We start from the raw sequence: 18,833 nt of genomic DNA on the forward strand, positions 1-18,833 counted from the left end.
AACCGCGCTAGAGGGAGGGCGACCGAAGCCCGGCGGCTTCGGCGCAGGAATACGCTCCGACTTGGCGCCCCTGCGGGCTTGATCCGGACACGCGCGGATCGCCCGCCCGGGCCCCGCGGTCGCTACAAAGGCTGCCTCGATGACCCTCACCCTTCCCCCGACCTCCGATTCGACCGTTCGGGAGGAACCGCCCCTGGAGGCGGCGTTCCGCGCGGCGCTGGGCGGCGGCGCGCTGAACCCGGCCCAGGCCGCGTTCATGGACCAGGCCGAGGACGACTACGATCCCAACGAACTGCCGGGCGTCGGCCTCGACGACCTGGCGGTCGGCTTCGGCGACTTCTGGGCCTGGGCCGCCCAGCGCGAGAGCCTGGACCCGGCCATCCGCATCGTCCCGGCCACCGGAAGCGACGGCCGCGACCTCGGCCTCGTGCGGCTCGAGATCCTGCAGGACGACCGTCCCTTCCTCGTGGACAGCGTGATGGGCGAGATCGCCGAGAACGGCCTGCACGTGCGGGCCATGTTCCACGCGGTGGTCCCGGTCGCCCGCGACGCCGATCATCGCCGGCTGGACCAGGGCGAGACGCATCTGGAATCGATGATCCAGGTGATATTCGACCCATTGGCTTCGGATGTGTCGGCCAAACTGCTGGCCGGGATCGAGATCACCCTCCTGGACGTGCGCCGCGCGGTGGGCGATCACGCCGCCATGCGCGCCCGCATGGACAGCGCCATCGCCGAGCTGGACGCCCAGGCCGCCCATTTCGAGCCCTCCGCCCTGCAGGAATACGAAGCCTTCCTCGAATGGCTGAAGGCCGACCACTTCATCTTTCTGGGCGCGCGAACCTACGACTACCCGCGCAATCCCGACGGCTCCTATGCGGCGGAAGAGCCTCTGGACCAGCCGGAAGACAGCCTGGGGGTGCTGCGGGACCTGCGCCGAGGGGTGCTGCGCCGCGACAACGAGCCGGCGATCCTCAGCCGCGAACTGCAGGAGCACCTCAAGCACGACGCCCCGGTCACCGTCGCCCGCTCGAACCTGCATTCGCGGGTGCACCGCCGCACCACCATGGACTATGTGGGCGTGCGCCGTTATGGCCCCGACGGCTCCGCCATAGGCGAGATCCGCTTCGTCGGCCTGTTCACCTCCGAGGCCTATGACGCCCCCGCGGTCGAGACCCCGCTGATCCGGCGCAAGATCGCCTATGTGCTCAAGCAGGCCGGCGCCGCGCCCAAGAGCCACAGCGATCGCCGCCTGCGCAACGTGCTGGAGAACTATCCGCGCGACGAGCTGTTGCAGGCCAGCGAGGACGAGCTGCTGCAGACCGCGCTCAAGATCGTGCACCTGAACGACCGGCCGCGGGTGCGCCTGTTCGCCCGGCTCGATCCCTTCGACCGCTTCGTCTCGGTGCTGCTGTTCCTGCCGCGCGACGCCTATCAGTCGGAACTGGCCGACAAGGCCGGCGCCCTGCTCACCGAGGCCTTCCATGGCGTCCTGCAGGCCACCTATCCGACCTTCTCCGACGCGCCCCTGGCCCGGGTGCAGTACATCATCAGCGTCGAGCCGGGCCGCCATCCGACCCCCGATCTCGAGGCCCTGGAAGCCGCCATCACCGAGGCGTCGCGGTCCTGGGCCAGCCGGCTGGAAGCCGCCCTGCGCGAAGATCCGCGCACCCGCGACAGCGCCGCCGCCGTCGCCCAGGCCTATCAGAACGGCTTTCCCGCCGGCTACCGCGACCTCTATCCGGTCGAGGAGGCGATCAACGACATCGAGGTGATCGACAGCCTGGCCGAGGGCGAGCCGGTGCGCGTGCGCGCCTATCGCCGGGCGACGGACTCGGTGCTCAGCTTCCGCTTCAAGCTCTACCGCCCCGGCGGCGCCGCTCCCCTGGCCGACGTGCTGCCGATCCTGGAACGCATGGGCCTGAAGGCCATGGTCGAGGAGGGCTTCCCGATCCGCCGCGCTGGCGCTGACGGCGAAACCCGGGTGGTCTGGACCCACGAGTTCCAGCTCGACGACGAGCGCGGCGAAAGCCTGGTCTTCGACGACATCAAGGCCGCCTTCGAGGCCGCCTTCGTCGCCGTGTGGACCGGCCGCACCGAGAACGACGGCTTCAACCGCCTGGTGCTCGAACTGGGCGTCTCCTGGCGCGAGGCGGCCCTGGTCCGCGCCCTGGCTCGCTATCGCCAGCAGTCGGGCCTCGATCCGTCCGAGGCGGTGCAGGCCCTGGCCCTGACCGACAACCCGAACGTCACCCGCCTGATCCTCGACCTGTTCCGCACCCAGTTCGACCCGGCCATCCAGGCCAGCGCCGACGTCCGGGTGACCATGGCCGGCGAGGTTATGGAGGAGATCCAGGCCGCGCTGCAGTCGGTCGAGAGCCTCGACGCCGACCGTGTGCTGCGGCGCCTCGCGGCCCTGACCCGCGCCCTGACCCGGACCAACTACTATCAGACGGGCCCCGACGGCGAACCCAAGCCCTATATCAGCTTCAAGATCGCCTCGCGGCAGCTCGATGACCTGCCCCAGCCCAAGCCCTATCGCGAGATCTTCGTCTGGGCGCCGCATGTGGAGGGCGTGCACCTGCGCTTCGGCCCGGTGGCCCGCGGCGGCCTCAGATGGTCCGACCGCCGCGACGACTTCCGCACCGAGGTGCTAGGCCTGGTCAAGGCGCAGCAGGTCAAGAACGCGGTGATCGTGCCGGTCGGCTCCAAGGGCGGCTTCTATCCCAAGCAGAGCCCGCGCGGCGGCAGCGCCGAAGCTGTCCGCGCCGAGGCCGTGCGCGCCTACAAGACGTTCCTCTCCGGCCTCCTGGATGTGACCGACAATTTGTCGGCCGACGGCCAGGTGATCCGCCCGCCGGCGGTGGTGGCTCTGGACGGCGACGATCCCTACCTGGTCGTGGCCGCCGACAAGGGCACAGCGACCTTCTCCGACATCGCCAACGGCGTGGCCGAGGACTACGGCTTCTGGCTGGGCGACGCCTTCGCGTCGGGCGGCTCGGTCGGCTACGACCACAAGGCCATGGGCATCACCGCTCGCGGGGCCTGGGAGGCGGTCAAGCGCCACTTCCGCGAGATGGGCAAGGACATCCAGAAGGAGCCCTTCACCGTCGCCGGCGTCGGCGACATGTCCGGCGACGTGTTCGGCAACGGCATGCTGCTATCGGAAAAGATCCGCCTGGTGGCCGCCTTCGATCACCGCGACATCTTCATCGACCCCAATCCGGACCCGGCCGTCTCCTTCGCCGAGCGCAAGCGCCTGTTCGACCTGCCGCGCTCGTCCTGGGCCAGCTACGACGCCAGCCTGATCTCCCCGGGCGGCGGGGTGTTTTCGCGCAGCCTGAAGTCGATCGAGCTGACCGACGAGATCAAGGCGCTGCTCGACCTCAAGGCCGACGCGGTCACCCCGACCGAGCTGATGAACGCGATCCTGAAGGCTCGGGTCGAGCTGCTCTATCTCGGCGGGGTCGGCACCTATGTGAAGGCGCCGTTCGAAAGCCACCTCGACGTGGGCGACAAGGCCAACGACGCCCTCCGCGTCGACGCCACCCAGCTGCGCTGCAAGGTGATCGGCGAGGGGGCCAATCTCGGCGTCACCCAGTCGGGCCGCATCGTCTTCGCCCGCGCCGGCGGGCGGATCGACACCGACGCCATCGACAATTCCGCCGGGGTCGACACCTCCGACCACGAGGTCAACATCAAGATCCTGACCGGCCTGGCCGAAGGGGCGGGGCGGCTGGACCGGCCCAGCCGCAATGCGCTCCTCGCGTCCATGACCGACGAGGTCGGGACCAAGGTGCTGCGCCACAACTACGACCAGACCCTGGCGCTGAGCCTGTTGCAGGTCACCGCCGCGGAGGACCTGGAATCGCAGAACGCCTACATGGCCCAGCTCGAGGCCAAGGGCGCGCTGGACCGGGCGCTGGAGCGCCTGCCCGACAGCCATACCGTCGCCGACCTGGCACAGGCCGGCCAGGGCCTCAGCCGGCCGGAGCTCTCGGTGCTCCTGGCCTATGCCAAGCTCGACCTTGTCGACCAGATCATCGCCAGCCAGGGGCCGGACGATCCCTATTTCGTCGCCACCCTGCAGAACTATTTCCCCAAGGCCCTGGGGCCCTTCGCCGACGAGATGAAGCGCCACCGGCTGCGGCGCGAAATCATCGCCACCGTGGTCGGCAACGACATGGTCAATATCTGCGGCCCGACCTTCCCCTCGCGCCTGCGCGAGGCGGTCAAGGGCGACGCCCGCACCCTGGTGGTGGGCTACGCCGCGTCCAAGGAGATCCTGCGCTTCGACGAGGCCTGGGAGGCGGTCGCCGCCCTCGACGGCAAGGCCCCCGCCGCCGCCCAGCATCAGATGTTCAAGCAGCTGGCCTCGGTGCTGCGCGCCCAGACCTTTAGCCTGGCCCAGCGCTCCGGCGGCCGGGGTCTGGTGGGCCAGGACGCGGCGATCAAGGTCAGCGACGTCACCGTCAAGCGCCTGATGGACTTCTACCGTCCTCGGGCCGACGAGCTGCGCCACGACCTGGTGGGCGTCCTGTCCTCGTTCGAGCAGCGCAACCTGGCCAAGCGCGTGCGCGCCCTGGTCAAGGACGGGGCGCCGGAGGACGTGGCCCGCCAGGTGGCCATGCTGCGGTCCCTGACGGTGATCTGCGACCTGGCCGACCTCGCGCGTGCGGCCGACTGGCCGGTGGTGGCTGTGGCCCGCATCTATCACCAGGCCGGGGCCAGCTTCGGTTTCGAGCGGGTGCGCCAAGCCGCCGCCAGCCTTCCCGGCCGCGACAGCTTCGAGCGCCGCGCCGTGCGGCGCCTCGGCGAGGACCTGATGGCCGAGCAGGCCGCCCTGACCCGGGTGATCATGGCCTTCTCCGCCGGATCGCAGGCCGGCGAGGACGCCGCCCGCGCCCGCAGCACCGTCGCCTCCTGGTCGTCCCTCAACGCCCAGGCCGCCCAGGCCGCCCGCGACATCCTCAAGGATGTCGAGGAAGCCCCTGGCGGCTGGAGCTTCGCCAAGCTGACCATCGCCAGTTCCGCCCTGCGCGAGCTGACGGTAGGGGTGAAGTAGGGCCAAGCGGGCCGCCGCGCGCGGCCCGCGCCACTTTTCCTCTTCGCAACACAAGCTTCGCCGTGCAACCTCCCGGCGCGGCGGCGTCAGAAAGACCGCCGGCAACGGGAGGCGATCCGACATGCACAATCTTCTGGCGCTGGTCACCCTGGCCATGCTGCTGCTGTTCTTCTGGATGGCGATTCGCGTCGGCGGCGCGCGGGCCAAGTTCAAGGTCGACGCCCCGGCCACCACCGGCCATCCCGAGTTCGAGCGCCATTTCCGCGTTCAGGCCAATACGCAAGAAGGCCTGGTGGTGATGCTGCCGGCCCTTTGGATCTTCGCCCTGGCGCTCGACGCCCAAACTGGCGGCAAGCTGGGCGACGAGATCGGCGCGGCGCTGGGACTGGTGTGGATCGTCGGTCGGGCCATCTACATGACCAGCTACGTCAAGGATCCGTCGAGCCGCAGCGCCGGTTTCGGCATCCAGGCGCTGGCGACCATGGTCGCGCTGCTGGGCGCCTTCGGCGTGGTCGCCTGGAGCCTCGCGACGCACGGAATATGACCGGATTGTTTCTGAGCGGAGCCATATTGCGGCCCCGCTGATCTGGGACAATCAAACTCCAGTAGGCCTGTGCGAGAACCCTCGCTGGGGCGTTGGGGAATAAAAGATGCGACACGACAAGGACGCACGCCGATGAAGAAAGCCCTCCTCGCCTTTGCGGCGATCGCCTGCCTGGGCGCAGGCCTGGCCGGTTGCGAGACCGCCACGCCCTACCAGCCGCTCAAGCCCGGATCCCAGCAATCGGGCGGCTATTCCGAATTCCGCATCGAGCCGGACCGATGGAAAGTCACCTTCCGCGGCAACGGCATGACCGCGCGCGAGACGGTGGAGACCTATCTGCTCTACCGCGCCGCCGAGCTGACCGTGAACCAGGGCTATGACTGGTTCGAGACCGTGCAGCGCGACACCGACAAGCACACCGAAACCTATGCCGACCCCATGGGGCCCGGCCCCTATGGCTGGCGGCCCTACTGGCGCTATTGGGGGCCCGGTTATGGCTGGCGCGGCTGGGATCCCTACTGGGGTGGGCCGTTCTGGGCCGACCAGATCGACATCCATACGGTCGAGAAGTACGAGGCCTCGGCCGAGATCGTTATGGGCCATGGGCCGAAGCCCACCGACCACAAGCGCGCCTTCGACGCCCGGGCGGTGATGACCAACCTTTCGCCCAAGATCGTGCGCCCGACCCCGTAACCGGACGCTCCCGCTTCGCCGATGCGGAGCGGGAGCGTCCGTTGCGACCTTGAAACTGGCTTGACCCGACCGTAGGGGCGGTGAAGAGTTATTAAGGCTCTTCACGGCTCGGCGGTGCGCGCGGGTGTGTCCGGAACTCCTTTGAAACTCGTTCGTTAGAGCCGCGACGGCCGGATTGTGTGCTGTGCGGGCGTATGGCGGCGTTTGCGCCAATTTTGTTTCTCAGTTGCAAAAACTCAGTGCGTTGGCGCGCCGCTCCGGTTGGGCGGCGAGGCGTATGTGCGTGGATCGGACAGAGAACCGGCAGCGGGAACGCCATGACCATCACCACCTACTACTCGGTCTCCACCGAGGCCCAGCTCAATGCGGCCATCGCCGCCATCGACGTGGGCGGAGCCTCATCGGCGCCCTCGACCAGCTATGCGATCGTGATCACCACCGACCTGGTGCTGTCATCGGCCATCACCCGGATCAACCTCGCCTCGGGCGACACCCTGACCATCACCGGGAACACGGGCAGCGAGAGCCCGAGCGTCAACATTGACGGCGGCGCCACCTATCGCGGCTTCGTGGTCCAGGCGGGGACCGTGACCCTGGACAGCCTGAGCCTGACCAACCTGCAGGCCACGGGCGGCGCCGGCGGCGCCGGGGCCTCGGCCGGCGGCGGCGGGGCGGGCCTTGGCGGGGCGGTGTTCGTCGGCGCGGGCGCGGCGGTCGACCTGACCAACGACAGCTTCAGCGGCGACGGCGCGCAGGGCGGCGCTGGCGGCGCGATCACGGCCTCGGGAACCGGCGCCGGGGGCGCGGGCAGTCCCGGGACCGGGTTCGGCAACGGCGGCGCCGGCGGCGCAGTCGGGGGCTTCGGCGGCGGGGGCGGCTCGGGCGCGGCCGGCGGCTTCGGCGCCGGCTCCAACGGGGGCGGCGGCCTGGGCGCGGGCGGCGACCTCTTCGTGCAGCAGGGCGGGACCCTGACCATCGGCGCCGGCTCCAGCCTGAGCCAGGGCCAGGTCGCGGGTGGTGCAGGCGGCCACGCCTATGGCGGCGGGATCTTCATCCAGGGAAATTCCAGCATCACCCTCGGCGCGGCGACCATCACCGGCGTGATCGCCGACCAGTCGGGCTCGGGCGGGACCGGCGTGAACGCCGGCGCCGGGAGCTTGCTCACCACCGGCGGGACGGTGCTATCGGGCGCCAACACCTTCACCGGCGGGATCCAGATCCGGGCGGGGACGCTGTCGCTCGAAGCCAAGGGCGCGGCAGGCGGCGGGGCGATCACCTTCGCCGCCGCCGGCGAGACCCTGATCATCGGCGCCGGCGACGCGCCCGCCAACGTCATCAAGGGCTTCGCCTTCGGCGAAACCATCGACCTCGCCGGCATGGGGGCGGCGACCTCGGCGACCATGACCGCCGGGAACAAGCTGGTGGTGCAGGGCGGCGGGACCAGCCCCGTGACCCTCAGCCTCGATCCGTCGGTGAGCTACGCCAGCGACACCTTCCTGCTAGCCTCGGACGGGAGCGGCGGAGCCAAGCTCACCTTCGTGCAGTCGACCTTCAACGTGGCCAGCGAGAGCGACCTCAACACCGTGCTGTCCGAGATCGACGCCGGCGGCGTCTATGCGGCGCAGAACGTGCGCTATGTGATCAATCTCGCCGCCGGGATCAGCCTGACCAGCGACCTCGACGCCATCAACCTTCTGGGCGGCGACAGCCTGGTCATCAACGGCGCCCACCAGACCCTGGACGGCGGGGGCGCGCACCGAGGCTTCTTCGTCTATGCCGGCAAGGTCTCGATCAACGACCTGACCATCCAGAACGCGGTCGCGGCCGGCGGCGCGGGCGGGGCAGGGGCCTTGGCTGGCGGCGGCGGCGCCGGGCTCGGGGGCGGCCTCTTCATCGCCTCGGGCGGCTCGGCCAGCCTCAGCGACGTGGCCTTCCTGAACGACCAGGCCATCGGCGGGGCCGGCGGCGGAACGGGGACCGGCTATGGCGGCGGCGGCGGCCTCGGCGGCGCGGGCGGCGCGGGCTCGGGGATCTATGCGGGCGGCGGCGGCGGTATCGGGCTGAACGCCCGTGGCGGCGCCCATGGTCTCAATGCGGCTGGGAGCGGCGTCGTCCTGGGCGGCGGATCGGCGTCCGGCGGCGCCGGCCAGGGCAACCAGGGCGCCGGCGGGATCGACGGCGGCGGCGGCGGCTCGGGCGGAACCTATTCCGGCAGCGGACGCGATCCGCGATCCTATCCCGGCGCGGGCGGTTCCGGAGGCGTCGCCGCCAACGCCAATTTCGGCGGCGGCGCCGGCTCGGCCGAGCACGCCGGCTTCGGTGGCGGCGGGGCGGCCTACAACGGCGCGGTCAACGGGCCGGCCTATGCCGCCAGCGGGGTCGGCGGCTTCGGTGGCGGCGGGGCCGGAGGCCAGGCTGGCGGCTATGGCGGCGGGGCCAGCACAGGTGCGGGCGGCGGCGGCGGCCTGGGCGCCGGCGGGGCGGTGTTCGTCCAGCAGGGCGGCTCGCTCACCATCACCAGCGGCTCGGAAACCGGCGGATCGGCGACCGGCGGCGCCGGCTCCGGCGGCTCGGCCTCGGGCCAGGGCCTGGGCGGCGGGCTGTTCCTGCAGGGCTCGTCCAGCCTGACCTTCGCCCCGGCGGCGGGCCAGACCGTCACCATTTCCGACGCCCTGGCCGACCAGGGCAGCGGGGCCTTGACCATGGCGGGCGCGGGAACGCTGGTGCTCAGCGCGGCCAACAGCTTCACGCGCGGGATCTACATCAAGTCGGGAACCGTGACCCTGGGCGCCGCCGGCGCGGCGGGGACGGGGGTGATCAACTTCGCCTACGGCTCAATCGCCACCCTGAACGTGACCCACGGCGCCCTGCCCTCGAACATCATCTACGACTTCCTGCCGGGCGACGTGATCGATCTTCAGGGCGTAGGAACAGCGACTACGGCTGCGCTGGGATCGGGCGACGTGCTGCAGATCACCGGCGGCGGTGTCAATCTCAACCTGCAGCTCTTCACAGGGCTCAGCTATGTGGGTGAGAGCTTCGTCGCCGCGTCGGACGGCGCCGGCGGGACCAGGATCACCGCCACCACCACGAACAACGATCACCCGCCGCACATCTATGGCGGCGGCCAGACTGTGACCGGGAACGACCACACCGCCTTCTTGCCGCTCAGCGGGATCAGCGTGGCCGACCTCGACACGACCCAGACCGAGACGGCGACCCTGACCCTGTCGGCGACCGCCAACGGGACCCTGTCGAACCTGGCCGGCGGGACCTACAGCGCCTCGACCGGGGTCTACAAGGTCAGCGGGACCGCGGCCCAGGTCACCGCGGCCCTCCAGGGCCTGGTGTTCACCCCGACCGACCACCAGGTCGCCGTCGGCCAGACCGTGAAGACTGTCTTCAATCTCTCGGTCACCGACGGGACCATGTACGCCAGCGCGACCGACACCGCCGCCGTCACGGCGCTGAACGACCCGCCCGTGATCAGCGGCGCCGGGAATTTCGTCATGGGCGGGCTCTTCACCGTGCCGATGACGCCGTTCCCGGGGATCAGCGTCGCCGATCCCGACCATGCCGCCAGCGAGACGGTGACCATCACCCTGACCGATTCCTACTATGGCGGGCCGACCGACCTGAACGGGACCCTGTCCCTGCCGACCCAGGCCTCGGGCGTGACCCTGACCAAGACCGCGGCGGGGACCTACGTGCTCTCGGCTGGCTCGCCTGCGGCCATCACCCAGGCGATCGACGCGCTCAGCTTCACCCCGATCAGCCACCCAAGCGTTCCAGGCTTCACCGTGACCTATATGGGGCTTTCGGTCTCGGACGGGACGGCGACCACCACGGCCCAGAACACCATCCAGGCCGGAGCGCCGGTGATCTCCGGCACGGTGGCGGGCCAGACCACCCGGGACAATGTCTCGATCGACCCCTTCGCCCACGTGACCCTGACGGACTCGCCGGGGGTGAACAGTCTCCAGACGACAATCCAGCTGGACGACGCCTCGGGCAATCCGACCGACGCCAACGGAACCCTGTCGGGCGCCGGCCTGACCCATGCGGGGGTGGGGATCTATACCCTGACCGCCAACACCCCGGCGGCTGAGAGCGCGGCTCTCGACGCCCTGGTCTTCACCCCGACCCTGCACCAGGTGGGCGCTGGGCAGAGCGTCACCACCCAGTTCGTGCTCGAGGTGTTCGACGGCGCCACGACCTCGGACAACGGCAACACCACGGTGACCGCCCAATCGACCAGCGCGGCTGTGGTCAGCGGGGTCCGCCTGTTCGCCCAGACGGCCAGCCAGCTTGCGCCAGCGGCGCAGGGGGCGAGCCTCGCCGCCCATGGCCAGCCCTGGACGGCCATGCATGCGCCCCTCCTCGCGCCGGCGGCGTAAGGAGGGGCTTCTTATGCTTACCGCGGGGCCATGCGGATGGCGCCGTCCAGGCGCACGTCCTCGCCGTTGAAGTAGCCGTTGGTGATCATGGTCAGGGCCAGCTGGGCGTATTCGGTCGGGTCGCCCAGGCGCTTGGGATAGGGCACGCTGGCGCCCAGGGCCGCCTTCACCGCTTCCGGAGCCGCGGCCAGCAGCGGCGTGTTGAAGATGCCGGGCAGGATGGTGTTGACGCGGATGCCGTCGCCGGCCAGGTCGCGGGCGATCGGCAGGGTCATGCCCACGACGCCGCCCTTGGACGCCGAATAGGCCGCCTGGCCCATCTGGCCGTCCTCAGCCGCCACCGAGGCGGTGTTGACGATCGCGCCGCGATCGCCGTCTTCCTGCGGTTCCAGGGTCAGCATGCCGGCCGCCGACTTGGCGATGCAGCGGAAGGTGCCCACGAGGTTGATCTGGATGATCAGGTTGAAGGCGTCGAGCGGGAAGTGCTTGATCGCCCCGGTCTGCTTGTCGCGGCTGGCGGTCTTGATGGCGTTGCCGGTGCCGGCGCAGTTGACCAGGATGCGCTCCTGGCCGATGGCCGCACGGGCCTTGGCGAAGCCGGCGTCCACGTCCTCTTCAGAGGTCACGTTGACCTTGCAGAACACGCCGCCGATCTCCTTGGCCACGGCCTCGCCCTTGGCCTCGTTCATGTCGAAGATGGCGACCTTGACCCCGAAGCTGGCCAGGGCGCGGGCGGTGGCCTCGCCGAGGCCCGAGGCGCCGCCGGTGACGACGGCGGAGACGGATGAGTCGAGTTTCATGGACTTTGCTTCCTCCAATGGCGTTAATTGCGCGGATCGCGAAAACCGATGGAAGGGGTTTAACGAGGATGGGCGCCCACGCCAACGATGACCCAACGGCGCCCCTCGCACTATTCTTTTCCGCCGACCGGCCTGCGACCGACCTGACCTTCTGATGAGCTTCTCCACCCTCCTGATCGGCCTCTCGGCCGCCGCCGGCGTCGGCTATGTGTTCCTGCTGGAGCGCCCGCCCGGCGCCTTGCGCACCCTTGTCAAGACCCTGGCCGTGGCCGCGCTGGCGGCGCTGGCCTATCTGCGCGACGCTCCGACCGGCCTCGTGGTCGCCCTGGCGCTGAGCGCGGCCGGCGACGCCTTCCTGGCCGGCGATCCCGACCGCTGGCTGCCGCTGGGGCTGGGCGCCTTCCTCCTGGCCCACGTCGCCTATGTCTGGCAGTTCCTGCACGACGGCGGCGGGCGTGCGGCTCTGGCCGCCGAGCCGGTGCGGGCCGGCGGGGTGATCATGGCCTTCGCCGCCGGGATCATGATGCTGGCCTGGCTCTGGCGCTCGCTGGGGGCGCTGAGGCCTGCCGTCGCAGTCTACGCCCTGGCGCTCTCGGCCATGGTCGCCGCCGCCTTCACCCTGCCCAAGTTCCTGGCGCCCGCCATGGCCGGGGCGGTGATGTTCATGGCCTCGGACGCCATCCTGTCGGCGGAGCTGTTCAAGGGCCTGCGTTCGCGCCTCTCCACCCACGCGGTCTGGGGGCTCTACTATGGGGCCCAGGCCGCCATCGCCTACGCCTATCTGAGATAGGGGCAGGGCATGGCCGGGGCCCTGAGGACCGAAGACCTGTCGAGCCGGCTGGCCGGGCCGTTCGACGTGGTGGTCGAGCCGGGCGAGGCCCTCGCCGTCACCGGCGCCTCGGGGGCGGGCAAGAGCCTGTTCCTGCGCATGATCGCCGACCTCGATCCCAACCGGGGCGAGGTGTTCCTGGGAGATGTCGCCCGCTCCGGCCTGCCGGCGCACGACTGGCGGCGGCGGGTGGTCTATGTGGGCGCCGAGACCGGTTGGTGGTCGGACGAAGTCGCGGCCCATATCGCGCCCGAGCATGCAGCGAGCGCCGCCGACCTCGCCGCGCGCCTCGGCCTTGCGACCGAGCTCTTGAGCGCCAAGGTGGCGCGACTGTCCACCGGCGAGCGCCAGCGCCTGGCCCTGATCCGCGCCCTGGTCCGCGCGCCGCCGGCCCTGCTGCTCGACGAACCCACCGCCGCCCTCGACCGCGACAGCGTCGGCAAGGTGGAGGACCTGCTGGCCGAGCGCCTCGCTGCGGGAACGGTCCTGGTCCTGGTCACCCACGATCCCGGCCAGGCCCAGCGCCTCGCCCGCCGCCACCTGGTGATGAAGGCCGGCAAGCTGGTCCAGCCGTCATGAACCCGATCCTCCTGACCCCGCTCGACCTGACCATCGCCGCGAGCCTATTGGCGATCGACGCGGTGATCTCCCTGGCCCTCGGCCTCGGCCTGCATCAGCGCATCGTTGTGGCGGCCGTGCGCATGGTGGTGCAACTCGTCGCCATCGGCTTCATCCTGCGCAAGGTGTTCCAGCTGGCCAACCCGGCGGTGACCGGCCTGATCATCCTGATCATGGTGGTGATCGCCGCCCGCGAGGCCGCCGCCCGGCCTGAGAAGAGGCTGAAGCACGCCGCCGGCTTCTGGATCGGCCTGGGCTCGATCAGCAGCGCCACTCTGCTGACGGCCCTCTTCGCCCTGACCACGGCGCTGCGGCCGCATCCCTGGTACGACGCGCGCTACGCCGTGCCCCTGGCGGGCATTCTGTTGGGCAACATTCTCAACGCCACCAGCCTGGCGCTGGACAGCTTCCTGGGCTCGATCAGCCGGGAAAAGGCGGGGATCGAGGCGCGCCTTTGCCTCGGCGCAGGCTTCTGGGAGGCGATCGGCCCGCATGTGCGCGAGGCGATCCGCCGGGGCCTGGTGCCCCTGGTCAACCAGATGTCGGCTGCCGGCGTGGTCACCCTGCCCGGCATCATGACCGGCCAGATCCTGGCTGGCCTCGATCCGATCGAGGCGGTCAAGTACCAGATCCTGTTGATGTTCCTGCTCTCGGGCGGCAGCGCCCTGGCCGCCGTCGGCGCCGCCTATCTGGCCGCCTGGCGCCTCACCGACGCACGCGAACGGCTGCGACTGGACCGGCTGGCCTGATTTCTCACGCCACCCGCGCGCCCTTCATCGCCAAGGCCTCGCGGATGGCCTCGGCCAGCTCCTCCAGGTGGAAGGGCTTTCTCAGCACCGGCCAATCGTTGCCTGGGGCCAGCTCCGCCAGCCGCCCGGCCGCATAGCCGGTGGCCAAAAGGATCGGCAGTTCGGGCCGCAGGCGCGAGGCCAGCACAGCCAGGTCTACCCCGCTCATGCCGCCGGGCATGACCACGTCCGACAGCATCAGGGTGATCTGATCGCCCCGCTTGAGGATCGCCAGGGCTTCCGGCCCGTTCTCCGCCGACAGCACCCGATAGCCGCATTCTTCCAGCAGGCTCTCGGTCAGGGTGCGAACCCCCTCGTCATCCTCGACCAGCAGCACGGTCTCGCCGGTCTGGCGGCGGGCCTGGGTCGGGACATAGACCGGCGGTATGGTCAGCTCGCGCGCAGGTCCCTCGGCCGCCGGCAGATAGACGGTGATGGTCGCCCCCTCGCCGGGCGGGCTCTCGACCGTCACAGCCCCGCCGCACTGGCGGGCGAAGCCCTGCACCTGGGCCAGGCCCAGGCCGCTGCCCTGGCCGATCTCCTTGGTGGTGAAGAAGGGCTCGAAGATCCGCTGCATCACCTCCGGCGGGATGCCGGTCCCGGTGTCGGTCACCGCGACCTTCAGATAGCGGCCTTCCTTCAGCCCCTCGATCTCGCCGGGCGCCATGCGGGCGCGGCTCGCGACGACCTTGATCGACCCGCCGGGCGGGGTGGCGTGGGCGGCGTTGACCACCAGGTTGAGAAGGGCCGCCTCGAACTGGGCGCCGTCGAAGCGGGCCGAGCCGGCGTTGGGCGCCACCTCGACCGTCAGGGTGATCATCTCGCCGGCGGCGCGGCGGATCATCGGCTCGATCTGGCCCAGGATCTCTGAGGCCTTGTGGATCTCGAGCTTGATTTCGCGATGGCGGGAGAAGGCCAGCAGCTGGCGGGTGAGCCGCTCGCCGCGGCGACCGGCGGCCAGGGCGGCCTCGGCCAGGCGCTTGACCCGCTCCGGCTTGTCGACCGCGCGCAGGATCATGTCCAGGCCGCCGATGATCACGGTCAGGATGTTGTTGAAGTCGTGCGCGACCCCCCCGGTCAGACGGCCCAGCGTCTCGACCCGCTGGGCCTGGGCCAGGGCGGCCTCGGCCTTGGAGCGCTCCTCGCGCACCTGCTCCAGCGCCCGGGTGCGCTCCTCGACCCGCGCCTCCAGCGAGCGCCGGGCCTCCATGGCCGCGGTCACGTCACGGAAGGTCAGGGCCACCGAATCCTCGATCCGCACGCCGCTGGAGGACATCCAGTGCTCGGCGCCGTCGACCATGATCTTGAAGTCCAGCTTGTCCGGCTTGCCGGTGCGCAGGATGTCGACATAGCGCTGGAACAGCCCGCCTGCCGCGTCCTCGGGGTACACTTCGCTCAAGGTCCGGCCGACCAGAGGACGGCTGGCGGCTGGCGCCATGCCCTCGGCGGCGGCGTTGGCGTGAACCCAGCGGAAGTCGACGATACGGCCCGCCCTGCGCATCGGCTCCAGCATCACGAAGCCGTCCAGCGAGGCCTCGTGCGCCAGGCGGAAGCGCTCGTCGGCGGCGGCCGCGCGGAAATAGGAGGAACGGGCCACGTCGCTGACCGCCACCATCAGGCCGGCGGTGATCACGAACATGATGGCGGTCACGGCCTCCGGCCGGTCCATCGGAATGTGATGCATGGCCGGCAACCACAGCCACCAGACCACCAGGGTCGAGAGGATCAGGGCGAACACGCCGGACCGCTTGCCGCCATAGAGCGTGGCGATCAGCACCGCTGGGTAGAAGACCGGGAAATTCGGCGAGGCCGAGACCCAGACCGCGGCCGCCCAGCGGATCAAGGTGGCGAGGCCGACCAGGCCGACGGCCAGCACATAGCCGCTCCAGCCGCTGGCTGGCCTGATGCTCCAGGGTAGGTTGAGTCTTTGCAGGATGCGGCCCCTTTTCCCGTAAGCTGCCAAATCCCCCCAGCCTCCGTTAGTTCCATACCGCAACCTGCGGCATTCTGGCAGGGTCCTGGAGGGCGGCGGATTGTCCCGGCTCGCCAATTTCAAAAATGCGTAGTCAAACTCCGCATTCTGTGCCAGCCTACCTTGCGTAAGCGTCCGACAAGCGGCGCCGCCCCTGGGAGAGGATCATGGCTGACTTGCGTGAGATCTATGCGATCGAGCCCGACGGCTCGCTCTGGTCGGTGCCGCAGAACTACGACGTCAATTTCAATTGGGATTACGACGACGGACGCGTGGCCATGGCCGGCCTCTATCGCAAGGGCGTGGAGATGCAGTGGGACGCCGCCACCCGCATCGACTGGTCGCAGGAGCTGGACGAGGAAAACCCGGAACAGCTGCCGGAACAGATGCTGCCCATCGCCGGCATGGCCCGCTACGAAGCCATGTCGCGCCAGGAGAAGGCCACGGTTCGCCGCCACTTCCAGGCCTGGCAGATCTCGCAGTTCATGCAGGGCGAGCAGGGCGCGCTGATCTGCGCCGCTAAGATCGTGACGCAAGTGCCGGACACCGACTCCAAGTTCTACGCCGCCACCCAGACCATCGACGAGGCCCGCCACGTCGAGAGCTACAAGCGCCTGCTGCAGAAGTTCGGCGTCGCCTATCCCATGACCAAACCCCTGCAGGAACTGATCGACCAGGTGCTGCGCGACAGCCGCTGGGACATGACCTATCTGGGCATGCAGGTGGTGATCGAGGGCCTGGCCCTGGCCGCCTTCCAGCAGATCCGCGACCACGCCCAGAACCCCCTGGCCGCGGCGGTCAACGCCTATGTCATGCAGGATGAGAGCCGCCACGTCGCCTTCGGGCGCCTGGCCCTGCGCGACTACTATCCCCAGCTGACCCAGGCCGAGCGGGACGAGCGCGAGGAGTTCCTGCTGGAGGCCTGCTACCTGATGCGTGACCGGTTCGATGCGGTCGAGGTCTGGAAGCGCCTCGGGCTCGACCCGGCCGAATGCGCCGCCCACATGTACGACAGCGGCTTCATGCAGATGTTCCGCTCCAGCCTGTTCACCCGCATCGTGCCGATCGTGAAGGACATCGGCCTGTGGGGCGACACCATCCGCAAGGGCTACGAGACCATGGGCATCCTCGGCTATGCCGACACCGACGTTCAGGCCCTGCAGGACGCCGACGAGGACATAGCCAAGAGCTTCGACGCCCGCAGGGCCTATGTCGACAGCGTGATCCAGCGCGCCGGGGCGCTGGAGACGGCTTGAACAAAAGCCCTTCCCCCTCGATGGGGGAAGGGTTCTTGGCCAATCAATCTCTTGACCCCATGCCCACGCTCACGCACCCAGGCCGCATGAAGATGCGTGAGCTGGAGCAGCGCAGCGGGGTCGGGCGCGAGACGATCCGCTACTACATCCGCATGGGCCTCTTGCCCGAACCGGCGCGGCCCAAGGCCAATGTCGCCGACTATGGCGAGGAGCATGTCGGCCGCCTGGCGACCATCAGGCGGCTGCAGGCCCAGCACTACCTGCCGCTGTCGTTCATCAAGACCCTGCTCGAACGCCCGGGCCATGGCGAGGCCATCGGCATTCCCGGCTTCGACAGCCTGCTCCTGGGGCGGCTCGGGATGGTGGTCTCGGGTCCCGGCTCGACCTGGGCCGAGGCCCCGGCCGCGACCGGCCTGCCGTTCGAAGACCTGGAGATCCTGGCCAAGGACGGGGTGATCTCCCCGTCGGGCCAAGGGGAGGAGCGGCGGCTCGACGCCATCGACCTGCGCATCGCCGAAGGTTGGGGCCGGATGCGCGCCGCCGGTTTCACGCCGGAGGCCGGCTGGTTTCCGCAGGACATCAAGATCCACGCCGACGCCATGCGTGAACTGGCCGAGCTGGAGATCGAACGCTTCTTCACCCGCGTGCCCGGCGGCCGCTCGCCGGAGGAAGCCGCCGAGCTGGGCCGCGCGGGCATCGAGATCGTCAACGACATGATCAGCCTCCTGCGGGTGAAGTTCCTGCTGGAGGCGCTCAGGCGACTGCCCGGAAACTGAGGCGCGTCAGCCCACCGGCTCGGCCCTGTTCGCCGCCAGGCTCCGCCGGACCTCCGCGAGTATCTCGTACGAGCGCACCCGCGCGGCGTGGTCGAACACCTGGCCCGCGGCCATCAGCTCGTCGGCCTGGGTCAGGCGCAGCACCTGTTCGATCTTGGCCCGCACCGTCTCCGGTCCGCCCACCGCCGCATACTGGAAGGTGTGCTCCAGGCCAGCGATCTCGGACGGCGAGGCGATCTGGGCGATGTCGTCGACCGGCGGCGGCATCAGGCCGGGCGTGCCCCGGCGCAGGGACAGGAACTGCTGCTGCTGCGAGGTGGCGAGGCGCCGCGCCTCGGCGTCGGTCTCGGCCGCGATCACCCCGATGCAGACCAGGACATGCGGCGCCTCCAGCGCCTCGGACGGGCGGAAATGGCTGCGATAGACGTGCAGGGCCTCCATCAAAAGGTCCGGCGCGAAATGGGCGGCGAAGGCGAAGGGCAGGCCCAAAAGGCCCGCCAGCTGGGCGCCGAACACAGACGAGCCCAGGATCCAGATCGGCACGTCCAGGCCCGCGCCCGGCACCGCTCGCACCGCCTGGCCGGGCAGGGCCGCGCGGAAATAGGCCTGCAGCTCGACAACGTCCTGCGGGAAGCGGTCGGCGGCCTCGGCATAGCGGCGCAGGGCGCGGATGGTGGGCTGGTCGGTCCCCGGCGCACGGCCGAGGCCCAGGTCGATGCGGCCCGGATAGAGCGAGGCCAGGGTGCCGAACTGCTCGGCGATCACCAGCGGCGGGTGGTTGGGCAGCATGATCCCGCCCGCGCCGACGCGGATGGTGCTGGTCCCGGCCGCCACGTGACTGATGACGAGGCTGGTCGCGGCGCTGGCTATGCCCGGCATGTTGTGGTGTTCGGCCAGCCAGTAGCGCTTGTAGCCCAGCCGCTCGGCGTGCTGGGCCAGGTCGCGGCTATTGGCGAAGGCCTGGGCGGCGTCCGACCCCAGGGTGACGGGCGACAGGTCCAGCACCGAAAAGGCGGGGCCGGCGGGCTCGGCGACGTCACGCATGCAAAGGGCTCCTGGACCAGAGGTCCAGAAGATTGGGAGCCGCAGGCGGCG

General features: G+C 70.0%; 12 protein-coding genes. 9 read left to right on the forward strand and 3 right to left on the reverse strand.

Annotated elements, in window-relative coordinates; genetic code table 11:
* Positions 1–139 precede the first annotated feature (139 nt).
* The 4 genes from KCG34_RS17560 to KCG34_RS26025 all read left to right on the forward strand — a co-directional run bounded on the left by KCG34_RS17560 (position 140) and on the right by KCG34_RS26025 (position 10,699).
* Positions 140–5,065: an NAD-glutamate dehydrogenase gene (locus KCG34_RS17560; RefSeq protein ID WP_211936919.1), complete on the forward strand. Its 4,926-nt coding sequence runs from the start codon at positions 140–142 to the stop codon at positions 5,063–5,065.
* A 121-nt stretch (positions 5,066–5,186) separates the two neighbouring features.
* Positions 5,187–5,609, forward strand: coding sequence for an MAPEG family protein (locus KCG34_RS17565; RefSeq protein ID WP_211936920.1), 423 nt, complete (start codon positions 5,187–5,189; stop codon positions 5,607–5,609).
* A gap of 132 nt (positions 5,610–5,741) precedes the next feature.
* Positions 5,742–6,302 carry a CC0125/CC1285 family lipoprotein gene (locus tag KCG34_RS17570; RefSeq protein ID WP_211936921.1) on the forward strand — a complete coding sequence of 187 codons (561 nt, stop codon included), beginning with the start codon at positions 5,742–5,744 and terminating at the stop codon, positions 6,300–6,302.
* Positions 6,303–6,619: 317 nt separating this feature from the next.
* A complete protein-coding gene (locus KCG34_RS26025; RefSeq protein WP_211936922.1) occupies positions 6,620–10,699 on the forward strand; it encodes a beta strand repeat-containing protein in 4,080 nt (1,359 codons plus the stop codon).
* A gap of 17 nt (positions 10,700–10,716) precedes the next feature.
* Here KCG34_RS26025 and KCG34_RS17580 read toward each other — a convergent pair whose 3' ends face one another.
* Positions 10,717–11,499: an SDR family NAD(P)-dependent oxidoreductase gene (locus tag KCG34_RS17580; RefSeq protein ID WP_211936923.1), complete on the reverse strand. Its 783-nt coding sequence runs from the start codon at positions 11,497–11,499 to the stop codon at positions 10,717–10,719.
* A gap of 154 nt (positions 11,500–11,653) precedes the next feature.
* Between KCG34_RS17580 and KCG34_RS17585 the strand changes: the two genes are divergently transcribed.
* The 3 genes from KCG34_RS17585 to KCG34_RS17595 are packed head-to-tail and all read left to right on the forward strand — an operon-like array spanning position 11,654 to position 13,695.
* Positions 11,654–12,289, forward strand: coding sequence for a lysoplasmalogenase (locus tag KCG34_RS17585; protein ID WP_211936924.1), 636 nt, complete (start codon positions 11,654–11,656; stop codon positions 12,287–12,289).
* Between the two features lie 9 nt (positions 12,290–12,298).
* Positions 12,299–12,907 carry an ABC transporter ATP-binding protein gene (locus tag KCG34_RS17590; protein WP_211936925.1) on the forward strand — a complete coding sequence of 203 codons (609 nt, stop codon included), beginning with the start codon at positions 12,299–12,301 and terminating at the stop codon, positions 12,905–12,907.
* The gene (locus KCG34_RS17595; protein WP_211936926.1) at positions 12,904–13,695 is read left to right on the forward strand and encodes an ABC transporter permease; all 792 of its coding nucleotides are present in this window, start codon (positions 12,904–12,906) and stop codon (positions 13,693–13,695) included. Before KCG34_RS17590 ends, KCG34_RS17595 begins: the two co-directional genes overlap by 4 nt.
* 4 nt (positions 13,696–13,699) lie before the next feature.
* Here the strand turns inward: KCG34_RS17595 and KCG34_RS17600 are convergent, their stop codons facing one another.
* Positions 13,700–15,610: an ATP-binding protein gene (locus KCG34_RS17600; protein WP_211936927.1), complete on the reverse strand. Its 1,911-nt coding sequence runs from the start codon at positions 15,608–15,610 to the stop codon at positions 13,700–13,702.
* 263 nt (positions 15,611–15,873) lie between these two features.
* Here KCG34_RS17600 and KCG34_RS17605 point away from each other — a divergent pair, with 263 nt between their 5' ends.
* Both KCG34_RS17605 and KCG34_RS17610 read left to right on the forward strand, forming a co-directional pair.
* Positions 15,874–16,962, forward strand: coding sequence for a ferritin-like domain-containing protein (locus KCG34_RS17605; protein WP_211936928.1), 1,089 nt, complete (start codon positions 15,874–15,876; stop codon positions 16,960–16,962).
* 59 nt (positions 16,963–17,021) lie between these two features.
* Positions 17,022–17,738, forward strand: a complete 717-nt coding sequence (locus tag KCG34_RS17610) for a MerR family transcriptional regulator (RefSeq protein ID WP_211936929.1) — start codon at positions 17,022–17,024, stop codon at positions 17,736–17,738.
* Between the two features lie 6 nt (positions 17,739–17,744).
* On the opposite strand, the gene KCG34_RS17615 is transcribed toward KCG34_RS17610, so the two are convergent.
* Entirely contained in the window at positions 17,745–18,782 is a 1,038-nt protein-coding gene (locus KCG34_RS17615) for an LLM class flavin-dependent oxidoreductase (protein ID WP_211936930.1), read from the reverse strand.
* Positions 18,783–18,833: the final 51 nt, after the last annotated feature.

The sequence above is a fragment of the Phenylobacterium montanum genome (assembly GCF_018135625.1).
GTDB lineage: Bacteria > Pseudomonadota > Alphaproteobacteria > Caulobacterales > Caulobacteraceae > Poindextera > Poindextera montana.